This window comes from Streptococcus caledonicus (assembly GCF_042656225.1).
GTDB classification, from domain to species: domain Bacteria; phylum Bacillota; class Bacilli; order Lactobacillales; family Streptococcaceae; genus Streptococcus; species Streptococcus caledonicus.
In genome coordinates, this window is record NZ_JBHSOJ010000016.1 from 691,868 (window position 1) to 716,080 (window position 24,213).

Annotated in this window: 28 protein-coding genes; all 28 read right to left on the bottom strand. The window is 39.0% G+C overall.

Annotated elements, in window-relative coordinates; genetic code table 11:
• Positions 1-21: 21 nt before the first annotated feature.
• Positions 22-786, bottom strand: a complete 765-nt coding sequence (locus ACFPQ3_RS07255; protein WP_156805140.1) for an inositol monophosphatase family protein — start codon at positions 784-786, stop codon at positions 22-24.
• Positions 776-1,054: a UPF0223 family protein gene (locus ACFPQ3_RS07260; RefSeq protein WP_156805139.1), complete on the bottom strand. Its 279-nt coding sequence runs from the start codon at positions 1,052-1,054 to the stop codon at positions 776-778. Before ACFPQ3_RS07260 ends, ACFPQ3_RS07255 begins: the two co-directional genes overlap by 11 nt.
• Positions 1,047-1,460: a Spx/MgsR family RNA polymerase-binding regulatory protein gene (locus ACFPQ3_RS07265; protein ID WP_156805138.1), complete on the bottom strand. Its 414-nt coding sequence runs from the start codon at positions 1,458-1,460 to the stop codon at positions 1,047-1,049. Before ACFPQ3_RS07265 ends, ACFPQ3_RS07260 begins: the two co-directional genes overlap by 8 nt.
• A gap of 80 nt (positions 1,461-1,540) precedes the next feature.
• Positions 1,541-2,455, bottom strand: a complete 915-nt coding sequence (locus ACFPQ3_RS07270; protein ID WP_156805137.1) for a bifunctional riboflavin kinase/FAD synthetase — start codon at positions 2,453-2,455, stop codon at positions 1,541-1,543.
• Position 2,456: 1 nt separating this feature from the next.
• Complete coding sequence (gene truB, locus ACFPQ3_RS07275; protein WP_156805136.1) at positions 2,457-3,335, bottom strand: tRNA pseudouridine(55) synthase TruB; 879 nt, start codon at positions 3,333-3,335, stop codon at positions 2,457-2,459.
• A 179-nt stretch (positions 3,336-3,514) separates the two neighbouring features.
• A complete protein-coding gene (nifJ, locus tag ACFPQ3_RS07280) occupies positions 3,515-7,144 on the bottom strand; it encodes a pyruvate:ferredoxin (flavodoxin) oxidoreductase (RefSeq protein WP_156805135.1) in 3,630 nt (1,209 codons plus the stop codon).
• Between the two features lie 110 nt (positions 7,145-7,254).
• A complete protein-coding gene (gene eutM, locus ACFPQ3_RS07285) occupies positions 7,255-7,533 on the bottom strand; it encodes an ethanolamine utilization microcompartment protein EutM (protein WP_120171622.1) in 279 nt (92 codons plus the stop codon).
• Between the two features lie 21 nt (positions 7,534-7,554).
• Positions 7,555-7,827, bottom strand: coding sequence for an ethanolamine utilization microcompartment protein EutM (eutM, locus tag ACFPQ3_RS07290; protein ID WP_156805134.1), 273 nt, complete (start codon positions 7,825-7,827; stop codon positions 7,555-7,557).
• Between the two features lie 21 nt (positions 7,828-7,848).
• Positions 7,849-8,121: an ethanolamine utilization microcompartment protein EutM gene (gene eutM, locus ACFPQ3_RS07295; protein WP_156805134.1), complete on the bottom strand. Its 273-nt coding sequence runs from the start codon at positions 8,119-8,121 to the stop codon at positions 7,849-7,851.
• A 12-nt stretch (positions 8,122-8,133) separates the two neighbouring features.
• Positions 8,134-8,841 (bottom strand): phosphate propanoyltransferase, encoded by a 708-nt coding sequence (gene pduL, locus ACFPQ3_RS07300; RefSeq protein ID WP_156805133.1) that lies wholly within the window; start codon positions 8,839-8,841, stop codon positions 8,134-8,136.
• An 11-nt stretch (positions 8,842-8,852) separates the two neighbouring features.
• A complete protein-coding gene (locus ACFPQ3_RS07305) occupies positions 8,853-10,508 on the bottom strand; it encodes an acetaldehyde dehydrogenase (acetylating) (protein WP_156805132.1) in 1,656 nt (551 codons plus the stop codon).
• A 15-nt stretch (positions 10,509-10,523) separates the two neighbouring features.
• Positions 10,524-11,129: a BMC domain-containing protein gene (locus ACFPQ3_RS07310; protein WP_156805131.1), complete on the bottom strand. Its 606-nt coding sequence runs from the start codon at positions 11,127-11,129 to the stop codon at positions 10,524-10,526.
• Positions 11,130-11,145: 16 nt separating this feature from the next.
• Complete coding sequence (locus ACFPQ3_RS07315; RefSeq protein ID WP_024532905.1) at positions 11,146-11,778, bottom strand: cupin domain-containing protein; 633 nt, start codon at positions 11,776-11,778, stop codon at positions 11,146-11,148.
• A gap of 12 nt (positions 11,779-11,790) precedes the next feature.
• Positions 11,791-12,090: a EutN/CcmL family microcompartment protein gene (locus ACFPQ3_RS07320; RefSeq protein WP_024532904.1), complete on the bottom strand. Its 300-nt coding sequence runs from the start codon at positions 12,088-12,090 to the stop codon at positions 11,791-11,793.
• A 9-nt stretch (positions 12,091-12,099) separates the two neighbouring features.
• On the bottom strand, positions 12,100-12,942 hold the full coding sequence (gene eutJ / locus ACFPQ3_RS07325; RefSeq protein WP_161980842.1) for an ethanolamine utilization protein EutJ: 843 nt from the start codon (positions 12,940-12,942) through the stop codon (positions 12,100-12,102).
• Positions 12,920-13,528, bottom strand: coding sequence for a hypothetical protein (locus ACFPQ3_RS07330; protein ID WP_156805130.1), 609 nt, complete (start codon positions 13,526-13,528; stop codon positions 12,920-12,922). The genes eutJ and ACFPQ3_RS07330 overlap by 23 nt, the downstream gene beginning before the upstream one ends.
• 50 nt (positions 13,529-13,578) lie before the next feature.
• Complete coding sequence (locus ACFPQ3_RS07335) at positions 13,579-14,712, bottom strand: 1-propanol dehydrogenase PduQ (RefSeq protein WP_156805129.1); 1,134 nt, start codon at positions 14,710-14,712, stop codon at positions 13,579-13,581.
• Entirely contained in the window at positions 14,709-15,155 is a 447-nt protein-coding gene (locus ACFPQ3_RS07340) for a EutP/PduV family microcompartment system protein (RefSeq protein ID WP_156805128.1), read from the bottom strand. Before ACFPQ3_RS07340 ends, ACFPQ3_RS07335 begins: the two co-directional genes overlap by 4 nt.
• Positions 15,152-15,499: a BMC domain-containing protein gene (locus ACFPQ3_RS07345; RefSeq protein ID WP_156805127.1), complete on the bottom strand. Its 348-nt coding sequence runs from the start codon at positions 15,497-15,499 to the stop codon at positions 15,152-15,154. The genes ACFPQ3_RS07340 and ACFPQ3_RS07345 overlap by 4 nt, the downstream gene beginning before the upstream one ends.
• A 20-nt stretch (positions 15,500-15,519) precedes the next feature.
• Positions 15,520-16,512, bottom strand: coding sequence for a choline TMA-lyase-activating enzyme (gene cutD, locus ACFPQ3_RS07350; protein ID WP_024532898.1), 993 nt, complete (start codon positions 16,510-16,512; stop codon positions 15,520-15,522).
• A gap of 67 nt (positions 16,513-16,579) precedes the next feature.
• Positions 16,580-19,126, bottom strand: coding sequence for a choline trimethylamine-lyase (cutC, locus tag ACFPQ3_RS07355; protein ID WP_156805126.1), 2,547 nt, complete (start codon positions 19,124-19,126; stop codon positions 16,580-16,582).
• Between the two features lie 32 nt (positions 19,127-19,158).
• Positions 19,159-20,520 (bottom strand): aldehyde dehydrogenase family protein, encoded by a 1,362-nt coding sequence (locus tag ACFPQ3_RS07360; RefSeq protein WP_156805125.1) that lies wholly within the window; start codon positions 20,518-20,520, stop codon positions 19,159-19,161.
• 15 nt (positions 20,521-20,535) lie between these two features.
• Positions 20,536-20,853: a BMC domain-containing protein gene (locus ACFPQ3_RS07365; protein ID WP_024532895.1), complete on the bottom strand. Its 318-nt coding sequence runs from the start codon at positions 20,851-20,853 to the stop codon at positions 20,536-20,538.
• A 14-nt stretch (positions 20,854-20,867) separates the two neighbouring features.
• Positions 20,868-21,164, bottom strand: a complete 297-nt coding sequence (locus ACFPQ3_RS07370) for a BMC domain-containing protein (RefSeq protein WP_156805124.1) — start codon at positions 21,162-21,164, stop codon at positions 20,868-20,870.
• The gene (locus ACFPQ3_RS07375; protein ID WP_156805123.1) at positions 21,161-21,463 is read right to left on the bottom strand and encodes a hypothetical protein; all 303 of its coding nucleotides are present in this window, start codon (positions 21,461-21,463) and stop codon (positions 21,161-21,163) included. Before ACFPQ3_RS07375 ends, ACFPQ3_RS07370 begins: the two co-directional genes overlap by 4 nt.
• Positions 21,464-21,466: 3 nt before the next feature.
• Positions 21,467-22,462: a DMT family transporter gene (locus tag ACFPQ3_RS07380; RefSeq protein WP_156805122.1), complete on the bottom strand. Its 996-nt coding sequence runs from the start codon at positions 22,460-22,462 to the stop codon at positions 21,467-21,469.
• Between the two features lie 36 nt (positions 22,463-22,498).
• Complete coding sequence (gene eutM, locus ACFPQ3_RS07385; protein ID WP_156805121.1) at positions 22,499-22,777, bottom strand: ethanolamine utilization microcompartment protein EutM; 279 nt, start codon at positions 22,775-22,777, stop codon at positions 22,499-22,501.
• Between the two features lie 471 nt (positions 22,778-23,248).
• Positions 23,249-24,115 (bottom strand): MerR family transcriptional regulator, encoded by an 867-nt coding sequence (locus ACFPQ3_RS07390; RefSeq protein ID WP_156805120.1) that lies wholly within the window; start codon positions 24,113-24,115, stop codon positions 23,249-23,251.
• Positions 24,116-24,213: the final 98 nt, after the last annotated feature.

The window sequence follows — 24,213 nt, forward strand, 5'->3', positions numbered from 1 at the left end:
TGAAACCGAGTAACCTCAGTTTCATGATCTAAAATGTAATTCTTGAATAGTATTTTTATATTGACTAGGAAGAAAAATAACCATTTGACGATTGGTATAATCAATGTCACTACCATCAAGTGTCATCAACTCATATCCAAGAGCTTGTCCCAAAACATTAGCCGCAGCATAGTCCCAGGGATAAACATTTGAAATATAAGCCCAAAGTTGGTTATTAAGCACTCTTGCTATACTTAAAGCGGCACATCCATAATTCCTCACCCCAAGTGAATGTTTTAAGAGTTCCTGTACCCCGTAACTATTTTTTAAAAGCATACCTGTGTTACAAGCAACCAGTGAGTGAGATAAGGGACGACCATCAAAAACAGGTAATTTTTCATCATTACATGTTACTGAGAACACTCCGCCACCTGAATAGAGTTTATCTTCCATGACATCATAAATCAACCCAAACTGACCACTGCCTTTTTCAAAATAAGATATCATAATCGCAAAATCAGATTTTTGAGTCACAAAATTTAGTGTCCCATCAATGGGATCAATTACCCATACATTCCCCACTGAAATCCCATGCTGACAATTTTCCTCTTCTGCTAAAAAATGATCCTCAGGGTAATGCTCTGCAATGCTTTGAATCAAGAAGTTTTGAATAGCAATATCAATAGATGTCACTACATCATCTTGAGTGGTCTTGACAGTGACATCAAAAACATCTTTCATTTGCTCAATCACTAATTGACCAGCTTTTTTGATTAAATCTTGAGCAAAGGCAAACTTATTTTCCAAGTGAGATCACACCCTTTCCTTTGCTCTTTGCTGCTTGCACAGCACGGTAAGTTGAATAACCACTCGTTGCTTCAAATTCACGATCAATTTGTTTTTCTTGCGCTTTGCTTCTAACAATACTTTTAAAAATAGCATAGCTATTCAATAAATTTTCAGCATCAGCCTTCGCCTCATATGCTAATTCAACTTGATTCAAAAAAGAAAGCACTGAAGTAATCTCATCAGTGCTCCAAGTCAAATCAAGTGGATAAGAATAATTCTTATGCATGTCTTCCCTCAATCTCTGCTCGAATAGTTGCTTGTCGTAGTCCTTGTTTGCGATAATCACGCGGTAAAAAAGCACGGATTTCGTCCTCGTTAAAACCAACCTGCATCCGTTTCTTATCCATGATAATAGGACGACGGAGAAGGCTAGGATTTTCCGCAATTAGCTTAATTAACTCTGAAATAGACAATTCATCAACATCAATATTAAGCTTTTGAAACACCTTAGATCGTGTCGAAATAATATCTTCAGTCCCATTCTCAGTAAAAGATAGAATGTCTAGTAATTCCTCACGTGAAAGAGGACTAGTAATAATATTATGTTCGCGAAACTCAACGTCGTGCTTTAATAACCATGCCCTGGCTTTGCGACAACTGGTACAGCTAGGCGATAAAAATAGCGTAATCATGTCAAAACCGCCTTTATCCTTACATATTTACACTTTATTATACAAAAATTCAAGCTATATTTCTAGACTTTTTTCATAATTTATGCCCAATTTTTTGAAAATTGCTCATCCTTTTCCAATTGAGCGATTAAATCATCAATACCAGAAAATTTGACCATATCACGGATTTTATATAGCCAGGAAATTTCGATTTCTTCTCCGTAGATTTCTCCCATAAAATCAAAAATATGAGCTTCTAAACGTAACTCTGTTCCACCAAAGGTTACATTTTGACCAATAGAAGTCATCGCACGGTAAGTTTTACCTTTTACACAAACATCCGTCACATAGACACCATCTGAAGGCAGGTAAGTTCGATCAAGTGGTGCTAAGTTTGCAGTTGGATATCCGATTGTACGACCACGCGCATCTCCATGAACCACGATTCCTCGCGTCGTAAACGTATAGCCTAATAATTGATTAGCTAATTCAATATTTCCTTTTGTGACCGCTTCACGAATACGAGTTGAAGAGATTTTTTCACCTTCAAATTGAATTTCTCCTACGGTGTGTACTTGAGCAGTTGTATTACGAGCAAGATAGTCACTGTCTGTTTTATTGTGACCAAATTGGTAGTCAAATCCTATAACGATATCCTGAGCTTGTAATTTTTCAATGTAATTTTTGATAAAATCATCCGAACTTGTTTTCGCAAATTCACTCGTAAAATTCATTAAATAAAGGTAGTCAACACCATACTCTTCAAATTTAGCATAACGTTTTTCTGGATAGGCTAGATGTAAAAGCAAATCTGGTGTAAAACGAGCAAAAGTCAATTTAGGAGACTCATGAAATGTCAATACAGTAATTGGCAATTTTTTTCGCTCTGCTATTTCCCGTGCCTTATCAAAAAGCGCCTTATGCCCTAAATGAAGCCCATCAAAATATCCTAAAACTAAAACCGTTGCTTGTCTTTCTACCAAATCATGATAGTCGTTTATCGTTATTATGTTCATCTTAAATCAATACTTTTCTAGGTTTATAAAGGTTGTCACGTGCCTCTAAGATAGCAATCACCTTGCCATCATGAAATCCTGCTACTAGTGGTGTTATCGCATCTAAAGCGACACGACGTCCATAAGAAATCTCTGTCACCGCTTCTTCAATCAATTCAACACGAGGGAGTTCTGAGACACCATACTCAATCGGTAGTAAAAAACCCCAATCACCTGCATTAACCTTTTCTTTAATTTGTTCTAAAGTCAAAGCAGAGCTAAGCTCTAGTCCTGCCGATGCAGTCCTTTGAAGAGCTGACATATGACTGGCGTATCCAAGTGCTGTACCTAAATCAACCGAAAGTGTTCGGACATAGGTTCCCTTACTACATACCACACGAAAGCTAAACATCGCACAATTATTGTTCAAAACAATTGGAGAGGTCCGAGAAAACTCAGTAATCGTGACTCGGCGTGATGGCCGTTCAACAACCTCACCCTGTCGGGCATACTCATAGAGCCTACGACCATTCACCTTGACTGCCGAATACATTGGTGGAACTTGAGTGATTTGACCAACAAAACGTGACATGGCCGCATCAACTGCCTCTTCGGTCAAGTCACTTACTACGGTCACATTCACTACTTCACCAGAAGCATCTTCAGTCGTAGTTGAAAACCCAATCGTAATCTCCCCTTCGTAAACTTTGCCAGCTTCTGTCATATACTCAATGATACGAGTGGATTTCCCAACAGCTATCGGAAGGACACCTGTAACATCGGGATCCAGGGTCCCACCGTGTCCAATTTTCTTTTCATTCAATATCTTTCGGAGTTTAAACACTGCATCATGGCTGGTCATACCCGCCTCTTTTTTCAAATTAATAATTCCTGAAATCATAAGCTATATTATACCAAAAAATCTCACCAGTTGGCGAGATTTTATATGGAATGAATTCTTCCCATAGTTAATAATTACAATCCCAAATCAGATTTTACAAGTACAATCAAGTATAAGTTAATCTCTAACCCTCCACCGTGCTTGCTATTCAGATAGATAATATCATTTTTAGTATGCTATTAAAATTCTAAACTATGTATAATCTTTTCTAATGTGGACTCTTGTATTGTGCTACTTTTCTTTGTCTGATTTCTTTGCACTCCTTTTATATATTTGTCGAAGTCTCCAGATAACTTGGCATAATTTATGAAACGCCGTTTGGCTTGTTCCACTGTTTGATGAAATAAGTCAGCTGCCACAGTAGGATTAAATTGTTGTAAGGAAGAAAATCGCTCTTGTTTCATCATGAAATCAATCATTTTATCAAAATTTGGGCGCTTATAATCCAAAATCATCGGATTTCTTCCTTCTTGTTCTAGCTTTGGATTGTAACGGTACAAGGACCAGTAACCAGATTCTACTGCTTGTCTTGCTTCCTGAAGACTCTCCTTCATTCCTCCTGCTATCTTGTGAGTGATACATGGGACGTAGGCAATGATAAGTGATGGTCCTGGATGTTTTTCTGCTTCTTCAAATGCTTTAATCACCTGAACTGGATTCGCACCACTTGCAACCTGAGCTACATAGACATTACCATAGGTCATTGCCATCATTCCTAAGTCTTTTTTTATTCCTCTGTTACCTGAAGCTGAAAACTTTGCAATAGCTGATGTCGGTGTGCTTTTTGAAACATGGCCACCAGTATTAGAGTATACTTCATTATCAAGTACCAGTATGTTTACATCCGCTCCGCTAGCAAGCACATGATCTAAGCCACCATAACCTATATCGTAGGCCCAACCATCTCCACCGATAATCCATTGTGAGGGTTTTACAAATAAATCACGTTTTTCGTAAAGTTTTGTCAATAAGGGTTTTGTCTCATCCATTTCAACAAGGAGCAAGTCTATCAACTTTTTGCTTCGTGCAATTGTCCCATAGCCTTTATCAATGTTTTCAATCCAGTTATCTATCAACTCTACCAAAACTGAACTTGCTTCCTCTTTTGCTGCGAGCATATCAGCAATCAGCGAGTGTCTCCTCGTTTGCGTAGCCATTAACATACCATATCCAAATTCAGCATTGTCTTCCAACAGAGAATTACTCCAAGCAGGACCTTGCCCAAGTGAATTGGTACTAAACGGTGTGATAGGAAACATCCCTCCCCAGATGGAAGAACAACCTGTAGCATTAGCAATCATCATCCTACTACCAAACAACTGAGTTAATAGTTTGACATACGGAGTTTCACCGCATCCTGAACATGCACCTGAAAATTCCAAGAGAGGCTGTTCAAATTGTGTATGTGCAATAGTTCCTGGCTTGGCTGGATTTTCTTTGGCACGTAAGGTCATTGAAAAGGCCCAATGAATGGCTTCTTCCTTAAACTTACCTGAAGCTTCGTCATCCACTTCAATCATCTTTAAAGCCTTGCCTTTGGCAGGACAGACCTTTACACACAGTTCACAACCAGTACAATCCTCAACAGATACCTGAATACGATACATCAGTCCATCTTTTCCCTTGTAATCTCTAACCCTGTAGCCATCAGGAGCTTGATTCAACTCATCTTGTTCAACTAGGAAAGGACGAATGGCAGCATGTGGGCAGACAAATGAACATTGATTACACTGCACACAAAATTCTGAATTCCACTCTGGTACTTCCCAAGCCGTACTGCGTTTTTCTACTGGCGCAATTCCCAAGGGAATATCTCCTGCGACGAGACCATTTTCTATCAATTGACCAACCGACACAGAATTTCCTTCCAGACGATGAACAGGTTGCTGAATCTTCTGTATATACTTCAAAGTATTGGTTGATGGGGCGTTTTGCTCCTCTCTACATAATTTCCAATCGGCTGGAATATCTATTTTTTTTATAGAAGCAAGGGTCATTTCAACAGCTCGTAGATTTTGTTCTACGACTTCCGGTGATTTATGTCTATACGCCTGAACAATCTCTTTCTTCATGGCTTCAACTGCTGCTTCTTCCGATAAAAAGTCTGTTAGTTTAAAGAAAGCCGCCTGCATGCAAATACCCGGTTTCCCATACAATCCTACTTCTTGTGTAATTTTATAGGCATTTATGGTGTAAAAGCGAATCTCGTTATCAGCCAAGTAGCGTTTGAGTTTGCTTGGAAGTAAGCGACTGAGTTTTTCATGGGACCAGGTGGTATTTAATAGAAATATTCCCCCTTTTTTTAATCCCTTTACCAAGTCTATTTTTCTTAAATATCCAGGCATGGTAACCCCAACAAAATCCGCTTCTAATATAGAATAAGAAGACTGAATTTTATCTCGACCAAATCGAAGGTTTGAAATCGTGAGACCATTCTGTTTTCTAGAATCATAATAGAAGGAACCTTGAATAGTAGAGTCAGAATGTTCACCCATAATGCGGATAATTGATTTATTGGCACTAACTGTGCCATCTCCTCCAAATCCCCAACATTTCACTTGGTAAGTTGTTTTCTTTGTCAGATCAATAGAATCTCCCACCTTTAATGAAAGGTTGGTAACATCATCTTCTATTCCTATAGTAAAATGAGGCTTTGGAGAAGCTTTCTCCAACTCAGTAAAGATAGCCATTATCTGGTTAGGTCTCACTTCTTTTGAACCCAATCCATACCTTCCCCCAATGATAAGGGGGTGTCGCTCACTTTCATAAAACGCAGTTCTTACATCTAAGAAAAGAGGTTCACCTGTGGCTCCTGCTTCTTTGGTTCTATCCAAAACAGCGATAGCTTGAACTGTCTTGGGTACTTTTTCTAAAAAATCTTTTACTGGAAAAGGTCGATAGAGATGAACCTGAATGAAGCCCACTTTTTTATTGTTATCTATCAAGTAATCAACAGTCTGACAAATTGTAGAGGATACGGATCCCATTGCTACAATAATAGTTTCTGCATCAGGATGTCCATAATATCGCATTAGGTCATAATCTGTTCCACGAAGTTGATTGATTTTTTTCATGTACTTTCGTACAACGTAGGGAAGAACTTGATAGTGTCGATTTACTGTCTCGCGCTGTTGGAAGAAGGTGTCTGGTCCTTGATTGGTTCCGGACACCGTTGGATGGTTGGGATTCATTCCTCTACCACGAAAAATGTTGAGCGCCTCTTCATGCACTAGAGGCTTGAACTCATCATATTCTAGAACAGTGATTTTTTGTAGTTCATGACTTGTCGAAAATCCATCGAAAAAATTAACGAAGGGAAGACTGGATTCTAGTGTTGCTAAATGGGCTACAAGTGACAGATCCATTACTTCTTGGACGGAACCTTCTGCCAACATTGCAAAGCCTGTCTGTCGTACAGCCATAACATCACTATGATCACCAAATATACTGAGGGCATTTGTCGTTACAGAACGTGCAGCAACATGAAAAACTGCTGGTAGTAATTCTCCTGCAATCTTGTACATGTTAGGTATCATTAGCAACAATCCTTGAGAAGAGGTACAAGTAGTCGTTAGTGCTCCAGTTTTTAATGAACCATGCACGAAGCCAGCCACTCCCGCTTCTGATTGCATTTCAACAACATTTACAGTCTGATCAAATAAGTTTTTTCTACCTTCTGCCTGCCAAGTATCAATCCATTCTCCCATTGTAGAGCTGGGTGTAATAGGGTAAATACCTGCAACATCACTAAAAGCATATGCTACGTATGCCGCAGCCATATTACCATCCATTATTTCTTGATGCGACATATTCCTTCCTCCCTACATTTTTTAATCTTTCCCCAATTCTTCGAGAAGAAATTACCTACTATTTTTAGAAAAGCTCACCCCAAACCAGATGAGCTCTTCTTCCTCAAAATTTATTTTACTTTTGGTAAAATGGTTTCTACTTCACCATGTGGACGCGGAATGACATGAACAGAGACTAACTCTCCTACACGTTGGGCAGCGGCTGCACCTGCATCAGTAGCAGCTTTTACTGCACCAACATCACCACGAACCAAGACGGTGACTAGACCACCACCTACATGTTCCTTACCAATCAAGGTAACATTAGCAGCTTTTACCATGGCATCAGCGGCCTCTATTGAGCCTATCAAGCCTTTTGTTTCAATCATTCCTAGTGCTTCTGAAGTCATATTTCTTCTCCTTTACTTATATTAGTGTGGTAAAATGGTTTCTACTTCGCCATGTGGACGCGGAATGACATGAACAGAGATTAACTCTCCTACACGTTGGGCTGCCGCTGCACCTGCATCAGTAGCAGCTTTTACTGCACCAACATCACCACGAACCAAAACGGTAACTAGACCACCACCTACATGTTCCTTACCAATCAAGGTAACATTAGCGGCTTTTACCATGGCATCAGCAGCCTCTATTGAGCCTATCAAGCCTTTTGTTTCAATCATGCCTAGTGCTTCTGAAGTCATATTTCTTCTCCTTTACTTATATTAGTGTGGTAAAATGGTTTCTACTTCACCATGTGGACGCGGAATGACATGAACAGAGATTAACTCTCCTACACGTTGGGCTGCCGCTGCACCTGCATCAGTAGCAGCTTTTACTGCACCAACATCACCACGAACCAAAACGGTAACTAAACCACCACCTACATGTTCCTTACCAATCAAGGTAACATTAGCGGCTTTTACCATGGCATCAGCGGCCTCTATTGAACCTATCAAGCCTTTTGTTTCAATCATGCCTAGTGCTTCTGAAGTCATATTTCTTCTCCTTTACTTAATAATACGTAATTTATTGTGCGCCGTAACCCCTAAGGCATTTGCTTCTTCAGTATCTAAGTGACATTCTAACGAGAAATTATCATTCACGCGAACAATAACATTATGGATAATGCCACCACGCTCACCAGGTATTTCCAAAGAAACAACTTGCTTGTCTTCTACACCGAAATGTTTAGCATCACTTGGGTTCATATGAATATGCCGTTTAGCGACTATACAACCTTTATTCAGCTGAATCGAGCCCACTGGACCAATGACTGTGCAACCTGGAGTATGTTCAATGTCACCGGATAAGCGTAACGGTGCGTCAATACCCATCTTAAAACAATCGCTTCTTAATATTTCAACCTGCGTATGGCTCCGTGACGGACCTAAAATCCTAACTCTTTCAATAACTCCCTTAGGACCTGCAATGGTTACACATTCCTTGTAGGCAAATTGTCCCTTTTGCGACAATTCTTTTAGTTGATTAAAGCGGTAGCCAGGACCGAATAAACAATCTATATCTACCTGAGATAAATGAATGTGCCTATTTGATATACCTAGAGGAATGGCATTGCGACCAAAAACATCTGCTTTTGTTACAGGTTCCTTGGCTGCCACTGGCTTTTCTTCGACCAAAACCTTTTCTACATTGCTATCCCTTCCATCAAGATAGTCAACTACTTTGTAAAACAAGCTTTCTAGATCTTCTCCCACACAATCACCTCCTATCTTCTTAAAGATGACAAAATCTCTCTAACAATAGCTTCATTATCAATGTCATCTTCGGTAGACAGAGTTTGTTTCTCATTTAATTCATCAGACTGTAAGTTTTGACGCTTTTCAAAATTTTCTTGAATAGCCTGTGGCGTTTGACTCAAAAAATCTTTTTCCAATTCATGCTTGTTTTGATAATGAATGCTCGCTGAGCATACTGCATCAATCTTTGTATCGGTTTTAGATAACATAGTCAATTTTGGCAATGATTGAAAGCGACTATCTTTCGCAACAATAGTTGTAACATCTTTTATGCCGTATGCAACTGTTTTTACATTTACCAAGTGTTCTGGGGTTAGATTATCCGAAACAGAACTACCACCATCAGTACCACAACCTAGGGTAAAGGCAATTGGAAGTCCGGTGGAAATACCTGTACCACCTTGGCTTCCTCCTGTATTGATTAAGATACGAGAAGCAGGCTTACTGGAGAAACGGAAAATCATTTCTGGGTCACCTGTATGTAAACTCATCGTATGACCGATACCATTTTGTAGCAGTCGAATACTCAAAGCACAAGCTTCTTCCCAATCTTTAACAACATAAAAACCAATAACAGTCGTTAATTTTTCAAACGATAGTGGATTTCCCTGACCAACACCAACTTGAGGACCTACCAAAATCTTGGTATCTTCTGGTACCGACAGCCCTGCTGCAGCTGCAATTTTTATAGCTGGTTGTCCAACAAATTTCGGATTCATTGACGGATGGCATCCCTTAGTATTCCCTCTAAAGAGAAGCTGACAAACCCTGTCTGTCTCTTCTCGGGTCATGAGGTAGCATCCTTGCTCTTTTAATTCACGGAGCACTTCATCCTTATTGCTTTCTTCACAGATAATCGCTTGTTCAGAGGCGCAAATCGTCCCGTTATCAAATGTTTTAGAGGCAATAATAGTAGCAATTGCTTTTTTTACATCCGCTGTTTTCTCAATATAAGCTGGAGAATTACCAGCCCCAACACCAATAGCTGGTTTGCCACTACTATAAGCAGCTTTTACCATACCAGGACCGCCCGTTGCGATAATCATTGCAACTTCTTTTGAGTGCATCAACTCATTTGTTGATTCTAATGTTGGGTTCATAACACACCCTACAATATGTTCTGGCGCCCCTGCTTCAACTGCAGCTTTTCTCACTAGTTCAGCCGCTTCTATACTACACCTCTTAGCCGATGGATGTGGAGCAAACACAATTGCATTACGCGATTTAATAGAAATAATCGACTTATAAATAATTGTTGAAGTTGGGTTGGTAGAAGGTGTGATCCCCAACACCAGTCCCATTGGCTCAGCTACTCTAAAAACTTTATTATTTTCATCAAAATCTAAAATTCCCGATGTCTTATAATCCTTGATTTCATCATAAAGTAAAGTTGAGGCTGCATAATTTTTATAAGCCTTATCTTCCAATTTACCAAAGCCTGTTTCTTCTACTGCTAAGTTAGCCAAATAATAAGCATTGGCTTCGACTGATTTTACAATATTTTTTAGAATGGCATCTATCTGTTCATCTGAAAAATGCGCAATCTTCTGTGCTGCCTCTTTGCCGCTTCTTACTAAATCACGTGCTTCTTGTATAGAGCAGAGATCTACATCAATTGTCTTCATTCTGCTTTGAACCTCCTACGTTTTTTCTACTGACTGTTTGATTTTCTTAGAATAATCATCGACCAACATGGCAATCATCGTTTTCCTTGCCAAACTGGATAATTTTTCTTCTGCAATGGAAATATTCTCATTATCTGAAATCATCGTCCGTAAGTCTGCGGCCTTTGTTCTTTCTAGTTGTCGCCTGTATTCCTTAACAGTTAATGTTACATTTACTATCGGTTCTTCGATACTATCTGTGACTTGTTCTTCTGCCTCAACGATTTTATCTGTCGCTTTTGAAGCGTTTGATAAGTGGGCAACTGCTACTTCTCTTATTGATTCATCGTGTAAGAGGCTCATCTCAGTATTCTCATCTAAAATGGAAGAAAGTTGTTGGTCCGGTCTAGGAATGACATGCGAACTATGAAGAAATTCCGTACCAAATCTCTGAACAGCGCTAGCCCCAGCTTCCACAGCTACTTTTACTGCTCCAACATCTCCCTTGATACTGATAGTGACCAAACCTCCACGCACTTTTTCTAATTTCATCAAAGAAACATTTGCAACTTTTAGCATGACATCCGCAGCTTCAATGGCTCCGATAAACCCATACGTTTCTATCAACCCTAAAGCTCTCATTCTTTGGCCTCCCCAACTACATTAAGTCTGCCCAGTTCGATGGATACGTAGTATAAAATAGTTTTGCATTATCTGGTGAACCCCAAACCACATTTGAGCCTGAAGGGACAAATAAAACATCTCCTTCACGCGCTACAAAAGTTTGTCCATCGATTTCAACTGTTACCGTTCCCGAGATAACATAATCAATTTCTTCGTATGGTAGTTTCCATGCAAATTTGGATTGATCAATCGTTAGAAAACCTGCACTCATTTTTGATTCATGCTGGCCAACAAGTTCCTGAAAACCGACCTTGGCACCCGGTGTTCCTGTATCAAAGTCATCCATCCGAACCGTTGAACCACGTACAACTTTCATACCATTTGTATGCGAAACAAAACGGTATGGCTTGGCTTCCCTCTCTATTTTGTCATCTGTATTCATTAAAATATTCTTTAAAATATGCAGGATTTCATCAGTGCTGATACGTTGATTACTCATTTCAAATGATGTTGTACAAGTATCTTCGCAACACTCAAATGAAATACCATATTTTTTGGCTTCATCTTGTGCAGCAGGAGTAATAATTGTCCCTTTTTCAATATGACACACCATCTGCCCTGCTTCCTTACATGCAAGAACATCTTTTGCAACTATCAATTTTGCCATCTCTTCTCCTTTCTATTCCAACAATCTATTTATTTCTCCGTTTTGTTGTTTGATTTGATCGTAGTTTTCGTCAATAATTCCTATAACCGCTGCATCAACTGGCATCAAATCATTTTCCATCATACGACGGGCAGCAGAACCTGTTGCCACAATGACTCGATCACCAATTCCCGCACCGATCATATCAGCAACGACCATAATCTCGCCGGATCTACTACCACCGACTACCTTTGCCAGTAGAAATTTAGCACCATTCAAGGCATCCGATTTTCTAGTGGCCCAAATTGTATCAACTAATTCTGCAACTAACATCTTCGCCTCCTAATACATAATTTCTTGACTGCAATTCATTGCTATTCCTATCGGGGTAACAAACATCGGATTTTTCGGTTTAACAGTTCGAATACCCGTTTCTTTTTCGATAATGGCCTCAATTCCAGTTAGACAACTGGTGCCGCCAACCAAGTAGATGATATCCACATCATATCCCGCAATACTATTATTTATAATGCTGGCAATTTTTTCAACGACAGGCTTCAAAACGCTATTCAGTTCTTTATGATTGTTGTTATCTCGCTTATAGGCGTCAGCCTCTTCAAAGGTTAGGTGGTAAGCACCAGAGATTACCAAAGTAAAGTGCGTTCCCCCTGTTGCCTCATCAACTGTCTTCACTACTTCTCCATCTTTTAAGATAGAAATACCTGTTGTCCCACCACCAATATCAACAATTGCCCCATCTTTAAGTCCTACAATGGTATTAGCTGCTGTAGGTTCATCTAATAAAGCTGTCAACTCAAAGCCTGCTCCTTGAACAACATTTTTGATTACTCCACCATCTAATAAATCTGTCCCTGGCGGAAGAGCCGCAGCAGCATAGAGTAATTCCGTCTGTAATTGTCTTTCTAAACTTTCTTTTAGTTCTCGGACAATGCGAATCGCTCCAATATAATCAACAATCATTCCATCCTTGATAACATTGGCGCTGCGGTGTGCACCAGCTACAATATTTCGATTCTCATCTAGGACAACTAAGACGATGTAGGCAGTTCCTAAATCAACCCCCGTATAATAAATATGACTTTTTGTAATAACAGGTTGTTTTTCAGCCTTTTCAAATTCCTCCACATACTGATCGCATGTTTTAGGTAATTTGTTTGATATCATCGTCTACCTCCTCACATCTTTTGACACAAGATATAATCATACCTGCCAACCGATTGATAACTTCTTGCAATACTTCCGGTATTGGTTCATCAACTCTTTCAGACAAGGTCTGAAACTTAAAATATAGAGGGAATAGACGAGAGGCTACTCTCCCTTTTTTAGTTCTCAACAACAATCGCATTCTTCCTAAACTTTCGACCACAGATGGCTGACTAATTGCTTGTTCTTTAATCATTTGACGGTCTGAAATCGATGATGTTGCCATACATTGTTCTAGCATGCATAGCTCTTCAGAGATAGAAAAATCCAACTCAATCAACTCATAGGCCACTCGTAAAAGTTCACTCCGAAGTATCAGCCACTCATTTGACTGTGTGATACATGATAAACAGCTATTGGTGATTGAACTTGATTTTACTGCATTGGTTAACGGCTTTTTTTCAGTCTCATCAATGAGTCGAACCTTACGGTCCATAAGAAAAGTTTTTGCTCCTGGAGTTAATCTAGTTTGTTTTTGAATAGTGAAGGTTTCAAAAGGATTGTCACGATAAATCAGACGTAAATCATCTTCAGTTAGATATTTCATAACATCCTCCTTCCACTCAATAATATCTTTTTATATACTTATGTTAGCCATTAGTGCATTGAGCGATAGATAGCCTCAATCTGCTCCTGCGTAACGGTCCTTGGATTTGTTGGTGTACAAGCATCTGCCATGACCCTTTGTGCCATCTCTGGAATCATTTTTTCAAACTCTTTTCGATTGATTCCCAATTCTTCAAGTTTCGTTGGGATACTCATTTTTATCGATAATTGTTTAATTGCACTTGTCAGAGCTACTACTGATTGTTTAACTGTGACTTTGCCAATATTCAGCATCTCTGCAACCTCAGCGTATCGTTTAGCTGCCTCTGTCTCTCCCAAACTATCCAAGGAAGCATTAAATGAAATGACGTAGGGCAATAGGTAGGCATTGATCCGACCATGCGGTACATGGAAGAAAGCACCGATAGCATGAGATAAACTGTGACAAATTCCCAACCCTGCATTATTAAAAGCAATACCTGCTATAGATGAAGCATTATGCATCTTCTCACGAGCTAATTGATTGTCACCATTTTTATAGGTTTCAAAGATGTATTGCCAAGTCAACCGGATGCCTTTTTCAGCACAGGCATCAGAAAAATCGTTAGCCTGATTGGATACATAAGCTTCCAGACAATGCGTCAGCACGTCCATTCCTGCATCCGCTGTCACCGATGGTGGCAGAGTCATTGTAAAAGTAGTGTCCAAAATAGCGAGATCCGGAACCATTGAATCATCAACTAATGCAATTTTTTCATTATGCGTTGGATCTGAGATGACTGCAAAAGCGGTATTTTCACTTCCTGACCCACTTGTAGTGGGAATCGCAATCAAGTAAAGACTGTCTACTTTTTCAGATTCAGAATACACTCGGACAACTGCCTTGGCTGTGTCCATCGCTGATCCTCCTCCTAAGGCAATAACAGCATCTGGTTTATACTTTCTAATTTCAGCCATACTTTCAGAAACGGCTTGTACTGTCGGGTCAGGGACAACATTTGAAAAAACCTTAGTCTCTGCTCCCGAAGTAGTTAGAACCTCTAAAACTTCGTTCACAAGGTGACTTTGTTCCATGAAAGGATCACAAATAACATAGGCTTTCGTAATTGGTAATTCTGAAATTTTTGCTGTAGCCCCTTTACCAAAAATAAAGCGTGGACCCACTTGAAATTCATGTATTTTCATTGATTACCTTCTTTTAATTGTTCTATTTTTTTACATAATTCGTGATAGGTATCAGAGTCTCCCATCTCCCATTCAATAATCTCATCAACACCAGCTTCTTGTAATTCAACTATGCAATCAGCTGTATTTTTAATAGACTGTCCTGAATGATGAACAATAATCCCTAAACTAGGAAGTCTAAACACTTGTGCAAAATTAGGTGAATAGACTCTATAGACACGGCTAGAATGTAAGAGCATCAGGAGACAATAAGCATTTTGTTGCGTTGCAATAATATGCTTTTTCATGCTAGGACTCCTAAGATAAGTGCTAGGAACATAAATTGTTTCACGACCGTACACGATAGATTTTATGAGGCAAATCTCCTCCTCATTTTCTAGTACTCTAATGAGTTCCTTTTTCCCAGAACCCTCTGGTCCAATAATCAGTATTCGTTTTCTCATGATTTTGTTAATGAAACAATGGAGAATCCTAAGTTAGCCTTAAAATAGTCAAGAATTCTTTGTAGGGCTGTTTCTACACTCTGTACATCTCCACTAAACATGAGAGAACCTGTGAAACGATCAATAAAACAAATGTCTATATCTGCTGCTTTTCCGGCTAAATCTGCAGCAATAACAGCTGTTTCGTATGGAGTTATAGCCAAAATTCCAATAGCTCCTTTATCTTCTACTCCCAGACTGTCATAAACCGATTGGATGGGAGCAGCAATAACATGAGCCAATGTAATTTGTTTACCCGGAACAGATTCTTGAATAATTCGATTGATTTCTCCAATTACTTCCACAAAATTCCTCCTCCCAATCCTTAGTGTTTAACAACATTTACTGGAAAATCATACGATAAGATATAGCTTTCTATCCTATCTAAGTCATATTGACTTAACGATGGATCACCTTCAATTTGATATTCCATTCCCAATTGTTTATACTTATTGACACCTAATTTATGATAGGGTAGAAGATCAATTCCCTGAAAATTTACTCTGTCTTTATACGGAAGTAAAAAGTCAATAATAGCACGAATCTCCTCTTCGCTATCATTGATTCCTTTCAACATGGGCATGCGAATCTTTACATTATAACCGGCATCTAATACAGATTTTAGATTGTTCAAAATCCGCTCGTTTCCAACACCTGTCCATTCATTGTGTTTTTTGGAATCCATATGCTTCAAGTCAAATAAGAACAGATCTGTATACTCAGCTACCTTCATCACCACCTTATTTGGGACATGACCTGCTGTTTCTACTGCGGTATTCAAACCATCTTGCTTACAAGCTTTCAACAAAGCAAGTGCCCCTTCACCCTGGGCCAAACATTCTCCACCAGACAAAGTAACACCACCACCAGACATTTCATAAAAGGCATCATCTTCATGAATAATATCCATCAGTTCTGAGATGGTTTTAGCCTCTCCTGCAATTGTTAATGCACCTTCGGGACACCCCTCAATATCTGCTCTTGTTGGACGCTTTTTCTGATAACGCCGAATATCAATTGGATGCTCTTTGTCGGAATACTCATATGGAACAGGCACTTCCTCATTAGCAAATTTAAAGCAAACACTTCCCAGCGGACAAGTTTTGGCACAAGAGTTATAGGGTTTGCATAGGGTTTCCTTATGCATGATGTTTGTCCCAAATTCTAGTCCTTCTGGATTAGCACACCACTTACAACGCATTGGACAACCTTTGAAGAAAACAATAGTACGAATGCCTGGACCATCATATAAATTATATTTTTGAACATTGAATACATTGATTCGTGTTTCATGTTTTTTTACTGTTGCCACTACAATTTTCTCCTATCCGAATAGTTACAGTAGGCCTTCTGGCTAAAGAAGACCACTGTATCCACATTATGTTTTAAATCCGTGTCAAAACTGTACGCGCAATAATTTCATCCTGAACATCTTTACATAATTCAACGAAGAAGGCACTATAACCAGCTACACGAACAATCAAATCACGATATTTTTCTGGATGTTGTTGTGCTTCTAGCAAAATTGCATTGTCAAGATAGTTAAACTGCATCTCACCATTACCAAGAATACTTGCTGTTCTAAGTAAGGTAATCAAACTTTCCTCACCTTGTGGAGTGTCAAGAAGACCTGCCATAATCTTGAAGTTATGAACCATGCCGATATTCATATTTTCATTCGCCATCTTGGAAACTGACTTAATGATCGCTGTCGGACCCTTGGTATCCATACCATGATCTGGTGAGATACCATCTGAAAGCGGTGTCCAAGCACGGCGACCAGAAGCAGAGGCTCCTGTAATTTGACCGAGAGGTGTATTATTCGAAATGGACAAGGTACCATGACTCAAAATAGAATACAAAGTCTTATACTTACGATGTTCCTCTTCTGTGAACTCGACAATATCCGAAGCAAAATAATCCACATAGTCATCGTCATTACCATATTTAGGAGCTGCTAGACAATCTGCGCGAATGTGATCATACCCTTCAAAATCGGCAATCAAAGCCTTGTTCAATTCGGCAAGTGTATACTTTTTATCTTCAAAGACAAGTTTTTTAATTGCTGCCATGGAATCTGCGTAGTTAGCAAGTCCTGACCAAACAACACCTGGACCGAAATTGTACATCGCTCCACCTGATTTAACTCCACGACCATTTTCCATCGTACCTTCATACATCATAGACATCAATGGTGCCGGTGCTAACTCACGTTGGACACGCTGAGAGATGACGGTCATAACAGAAGTCCATTTGGTAACATACTTGATTGTCTCTTTAACAGCGGCTTCAAATTGTTCAAATGTTTTGTATTGCTCAAGAGGTCCCATATCTGGAGTAACTGGTTTTCCGTACCATAATGGAATACCTTGGTTTAGCGTCGTTTCGATTAAGATTGGCCATTGAGTGTAGGCTGTTGATGTCCATTGATAGAGACGACCCGATTTTTGTGGTTCTACGCATCCCATTAAGCAGTAATCACGTGCATCCTCCATTGAAACACCTTTTGCCAACATCATTTTGATGTGAGCGTCGTCAAAGTGACACGCAGGGAAACCAATACCTGCACGGACAACATCAACAATTTTCTTCAAGTACTTACGTGGCGATTTGTTATTGATACGAGTTGCCAAGGTTGGTTGATAAACCTTCACATGGCGAATCGCATCCATCAAAAGATAGGTCAAATCATTTGTTGCATCACGCCCTTCACGTGTTACCCCACCGACACACATGTTTACAAATGGTTGATAACCTGCAAAGAATTTAGAAGATCCCTCTGATGTTAACCACATCATTTCTGACATCTTAATAAACATACAGCCGGCTAATTCAAAAGCTTGATAATCATTCATCCGGCCAGATTCAATATCCTTTTTATAAAGTGGATACATATACTGGTCAACACGACCAATTGAAAGACCTGTCTGGTTTTCTTCACAGAGTAGTAGGTGCTGAATTGTTACAACGTATTGCATCGCTTCCCAGAAAGTCTCTGGTTTATGCGCAGGAACATTGGCATTGACGCGAGAAATCATCTCCAATTCTGCTCTGCGTTTTGGATTGGATTCTTTTGCGGCTAATTCTGCTGCGTACTCAGACATACGCTTCGCATAAATCATAACACCTTCTGCTGTTAGAATTTGCGATTTGTAGAAATAGATTTTCTCCAAATCATCTGGATTAGCATAGTCCAGTTTTGCTAGGTGGGCTTCTGCTTCAGCCTTAATATCTAGCATACCTTTTTTCATCCCTACCACATCGTATCCTGGATTTGAGTCACCGCCACCAGAACAAGCATGATAAGAACAATCAGAGACAAATGATTCGCCAGAAAGTTCCCAAGCACCCGCTTCACGGTATTGTGACTCACAGGCTTCATCTACAGAACGTCCTTCCCAATATGGGAAAATTTCTTCTCTTAGAACCTTTTTATCTTCTTCAGACAAGGCGTATGGGTCCTGCGGACGAGTTGAAATCGTATCAATTTCATCGCGAAGCCAACGCCATGAAATATCTGGAGAAAAGGCACCAAAACGTGCGCCACCATTCGGTGCACCTACCAATAATTCATTATCTTGAATGACTACTGGAGCAATTTTACAAAATTCTTTGAAAGCAGTTCCGCGTAGGATTGCTTTTGGCATACCTTCATTCTCTTTAGAAATTCGTGTCAGGTTTACCGCACGAATTAAAGAGATTGTTGGTTGCGCTTTCAAATATTGGTTTTTTAAGGCCTGCAATCGAGGTGTAATTCCCTCTGGTACATCTGTACCTTCTGACACAAGCGGTTCTACATTTGCAAAACTAATTTCTGGCTTTGTAATATCATCAGAAACACTTTGGAAAATTTTTACCAGTGATGCACGTTCTTCCGCACTTAGTTTCTTCGTAGCTTCTTCCAGCTTAGCTGTAAATTCCTTCATATCCATATTGAATATTTCCTCTCTTTCGAACAATCAATTCATGACTTATTATTAACTTCAAAACCAACCTGACGGGTATAAGTCAAATGTTTCGGTGTGATATTTTCCGAGCTATATCCTTTACCAGTTGTGATACCTCCCAATATCAATGATGTCGGGAAGTTAGAAACAATACCTGTAGCGACACAAACTGTAGGTGCATTTACCACAATTCTCCCAACCTTTTTGACTAGGGCAAACTCTCTAATGATTTTCCAATCTTTGGAATGTATGGTTAACGTATGTCCCATTTTTAACTCATCTAGCAAGTTCATACATTTAACACAAGCTAAGGTCCAATCCGGTTCCAAGTAGACTACAATCACTGGACAGAGTAATTTTCGACTAAAAAAATCCTCTTCATTCATGTAATCTTGGACAGATACAAGAACCTTTGTTTCTGCCGGAACAGATATGCCGGATTTTTCTGCCAACCAAATAGCTGACTTCCCAATATAATTTTCCTTAATATTCTTCTCTGAAGCTGTTAGAAATGCAATCAGCTTCCTAGTCTCTGACTCCGTCAGCAAATGAGCTCCATTCTTTTCTAGGCTATCTTTGATTTGATCTGCAATAACATTTTCAGTAACTAGAAATTGCTCTGCACCGGGTAAGATACCATTTTGAAAACTTCTCGAATGAATGACATCACTAACAGCTTTCTCGATGTTTGCGGTTCTTTCTACAAATACTGGTCCAGATGAATCCCCACCATATAATAAAGGTATATTGGTGACAAACTTATTTGAAATGTATTCTGGGCAGCCAATATTGATGAGTAGAGAAACCTTATCAATGGCCAACAATTCCAGTATTCCTGCATCGCTAATTGTCTCACCTAGACTGATACCATCTTCAGGATAACCAGACTCTTCGGCAAGCATAATTAGTTTTTTCAAACTATGAAGAGTTGACCTTGTTGACTGCCGATTAGCAATGAATACCAGAGAATTTCCTGTTTTCATCGCTAGTAAACAGACATTAACCAATAAGGTAAAGGTTGGGCGAGCTGGTAACAAAACCGCAACAACCCCCAACGGCGCTCCAATTTCGATAACTTTTTCTGTAGAATTTCCACCGATGATACCGATATATGACTCCTTCTGAAGAGTTTCCTCGAAACGTTTCAGAAAATGTGTACATAAAAAATGCTCATCCTCTTCCACACCGTAATCATTACCAGTCACAAACTCGTGGACATAGTCGCTTGTTTTGTCCAGCAAAGTTTTGATAAAGATAGAAGTCACGACATCCAAATCACTTTGACTGTACTTCTGCAAGTGAACAAAAGACATTTGACCATTCAGAAGCAAATTTCTTATTTCTTGAATTGATTCCAAATCTTTGTCAATATATCTCATTTCGTTCACACTTTCCTACTCTGTTGCTTCTTCTGGGAACATCATTTCTAATGAGTAACGATCAATGATTTTCTTCAAATCTTCATGTGGTCCTGGAATGACAACACTACTATATACCTCAGTCCCCATTTTTTCTACTGCACTAACTCCCGCATCAACAGCTGTCTTGCAGGCAGCCGTTTCACCTTGGACAATAACTGCAATATAACCTGATGCAGTGTTGACATAAGCAATTACTTCAACATCTGAAGCCTTTACCATTGCATCTGCCGCCTCAAGTGCATAAACAAGACCAAATGTCTCCACAGCACCAATTGCTTGATATCTTTCCATTATTTCCTCCTTTATTAATTATCAACATCATGTACAGAAACCATGTCTCCAACAGAAGAAATCGGCCTAGGCATTACATTATGAGCAGTCAATTTACCAATTGCATCTGCTGCACGTGCCCCTGCTTCAACAGCAGCCTCAACAGCAGCTACATCACCAACTACCATGATTGTAACCAATGTAGAACCAACATTTTCATAGGAAATCAATTTGACATTGCTGGCTTTTAGCATCTTATCACATGCTTCCAAAGCTGGCACCAAACCAACTGTTTCCACAAGACCTAATGCCTGCCCACCATGATATCTCATATCGCTCCTCCTTTTACATTTCGAAATTCTTTTGCAATATATTTTTCCACTGCGTATTTTCCATCATCATTTATCTGATAACGGATTCTAAGTTTTCCGTTTTCGTCTAAATTAAATCCTGACTGAACAAGATAACCATTGCACTCTAACGACATCAAATGTTCTAAAAACAAGTCCTCTCTGAACTGTTTTTCACTGCCAAATAAAGGTTCCAAGGCTGACATAACTTGAAATACATCCGCCTCTTCCACTGTGCTCATATAATTTAGCACCGCTGTTCTTGCTGGTAATAATTTCATGAACTATACCTCATCTTTTCTGAAAAAATCTAGTGGATTCGTCGTTACTAGAATGGCACCTATGATAATCACCAACGAACCAACGACAATAGTTGTTGTAATTGCTTGTCCAAGGAATAAAACACTAAGCAGGACACCCCAGAAAGCATAGGTAATATTTAAGGACATACCAATCGCAGTACCAACCATAGCATTTGAACGATACCATTCCATATATGAAATACCGACCAATGTACCGGAAATTAGTAAGAGAAATACTAAAAACGGTGAAGTTAAGGTTGCTGTAAATAGACCAGTAGCTCCAATAATTGGGACAATGATAACCATTTGAATTAAACCAGAAACCAATTGACGTAGGGTTACAGTGACTTCTGAGTCAAGCATTGCACCACCAAAACTTGAAATCGTCCCTTCCAATCCCCAGCATATTGCAGCCACTACAGCTAAGATAATTCCTAATGTAAAATTAGGAGCTCCCTCAGGTTTTACCAGATTGATAACAACCGCACCAGCCACACACATCAACATCCCAGAAACAACTCGCATGTTTAATTTTTGTTTCAAGAAAATAGCTGAGAAAAGTGCACCAAACGCAGCTGTTGTCGCTGAAATTGGAATAGCAAAAGCTCCCGCTAAATAAAGACCAACTAGGTAAGCACCATTTGCTACTGGGCCGCCCAAAATATAGCCAAGCAACATAATTTTCCCTGGTTTAGTAGCTAATGTACGGCCCAATTCTTTAAATTTCCCATTTCTTATCGCTGCAAGCAAGAGCACACAACCACCCAAAAAATCATTTATCGCCCCCATTACAAAGGGAGCTGCTAAAATGCCCACCGCTGACTTAATCGGATCAAATCTCTGAAGAATCATAATAACAAAGGAGTACAATCCATAAAATAAGCCAGAAATAATTCCACTTCGAATACCTGCAATACGGAATTTTTTGGTCGTTTCATTCATTTTTTGTTGTGCAATAGTACTTGTCATTTGTCCCATAAAAATACCTCCTAATATCTTAAAAATAGCGAGCCATTATTTAGAGCTGGGCAAAATTGTCTCTACTTCCCCGTGCGGACGTGGAATAACATGAACAGAGACCAGCTCACCGATTCGTTGTGCAGCAGCAGCACCAGCATCTGTCGCTGCCTTAACTGCTCCGACATCTCCTCGAACAAGGACAGTTACTAAACCACCACCAACATGTTCTTTCCCGATTAAAGTAACATTTGCTGCTTTAACCATTGCATCTGCCGCCTCTATTGAGCCGACTAATCCTTTAGTTTCAATCATTCCTAATGCTTCGGAATTCATGTCACTACCTCCTTTATATATTTTTATATACTATATTTAACACACAAGCACATATAAATTTTATTTTTGATACAATTATAAAAAATTCACATACTCCTATACAACAACATTGTAAACCCTTCCACAAAGTCAAGGTCAATTATTTTTTTTATTTTTTCAAAATTATTTTTAGTTTTTCGAAAATATATAACTATTTACACTATTTTTCTATGGCATAACAGTACTCTCACTCAGGTATTTTAAAGGAAAAATAGATTAGAGAGTTCCAATAAATAAGCACATTATCTTTATTTTTGCAAGAAATATGCTCACAAAACTTTATCCTAAGGGTAAAGTTTTGTGAACTAAACAACTATTTATCAATCAAACATCATGACATCTCCCCTAATTAACTGATTCACTAACTGAAAAATATAAAAACGGCCTGAAGATGCTCTTTACATTCTTCAAACCGTCCATCTATTAACTATTTTATTGATAAAGCTCATCCTGCGTGACAACAGGAATAATAATCTCTGTTACAAATTCATTCTGGTCTTGAGTCACCCAATAATCAATGACATGGCGCTCATAGCATTCATCTTTTAAGCTATATTTATGCTTCTCTGCGTAGTGCAGTAAGTATCTATATGTCCTATCAATGCCTTCCAGTGGACCAATATGATAGCATGTTAAGGCCATAAATCCACCAAACTTTGAAAAAGTTTCTGACTCTGGAAAACAGTGCTGCAAGATGGTTGCAAATTTACTTTCCCCATTCATCTTTTTTAGGTAAGAGTTATATCGCAAAATAACTGGCCCTGAAACTTCTAAATGATGTAACTGTAAATGCCTAATCCACTCTAAATTAATAATTGACTCTTTGTAATTGTAGCTATATGGCTGTTCCAAATAACAATAACTAGCCTGCTCAGAATAATATTTTACACTAATCATCCGTTCTATATTCGCTCCAAAATGATGTTTTCTATTTTGCAGGCACATCTCCCCCTCAACAATCAATTCTAACCAATCATCTACAGATGATAGAGCGATAGATAGCTCTTCACGCTCGGCATTGATCTCGTCACGCCTTTTCTTGAGATGATAATAATGAGTAGAGCATCCAGCTACATGAATCAGCTCTTTGATTCTTTTTAAACTTAGCCCAACTTGTTGATAATATTTGATTAATGGTATCAATAGCAGAGCATCTTTATCATAATAGCGATAACCATTTTCACTGGAAATATGCTTAGGATGAATTAAACCTAAACTTTCGTAATAGCGTAATGTCTTTGTTGAAACACCACTCATGGCAGCGGCTCTACCAATTGAAAATAGATTATCTACTCCCATCCTGTCCCCCTCACTATTCTATATTTGTAATCTCATCACACAAATCATCTTAATATACAATTTCTTAATTGTCAACGTTTTCACAAACAATATTTTTC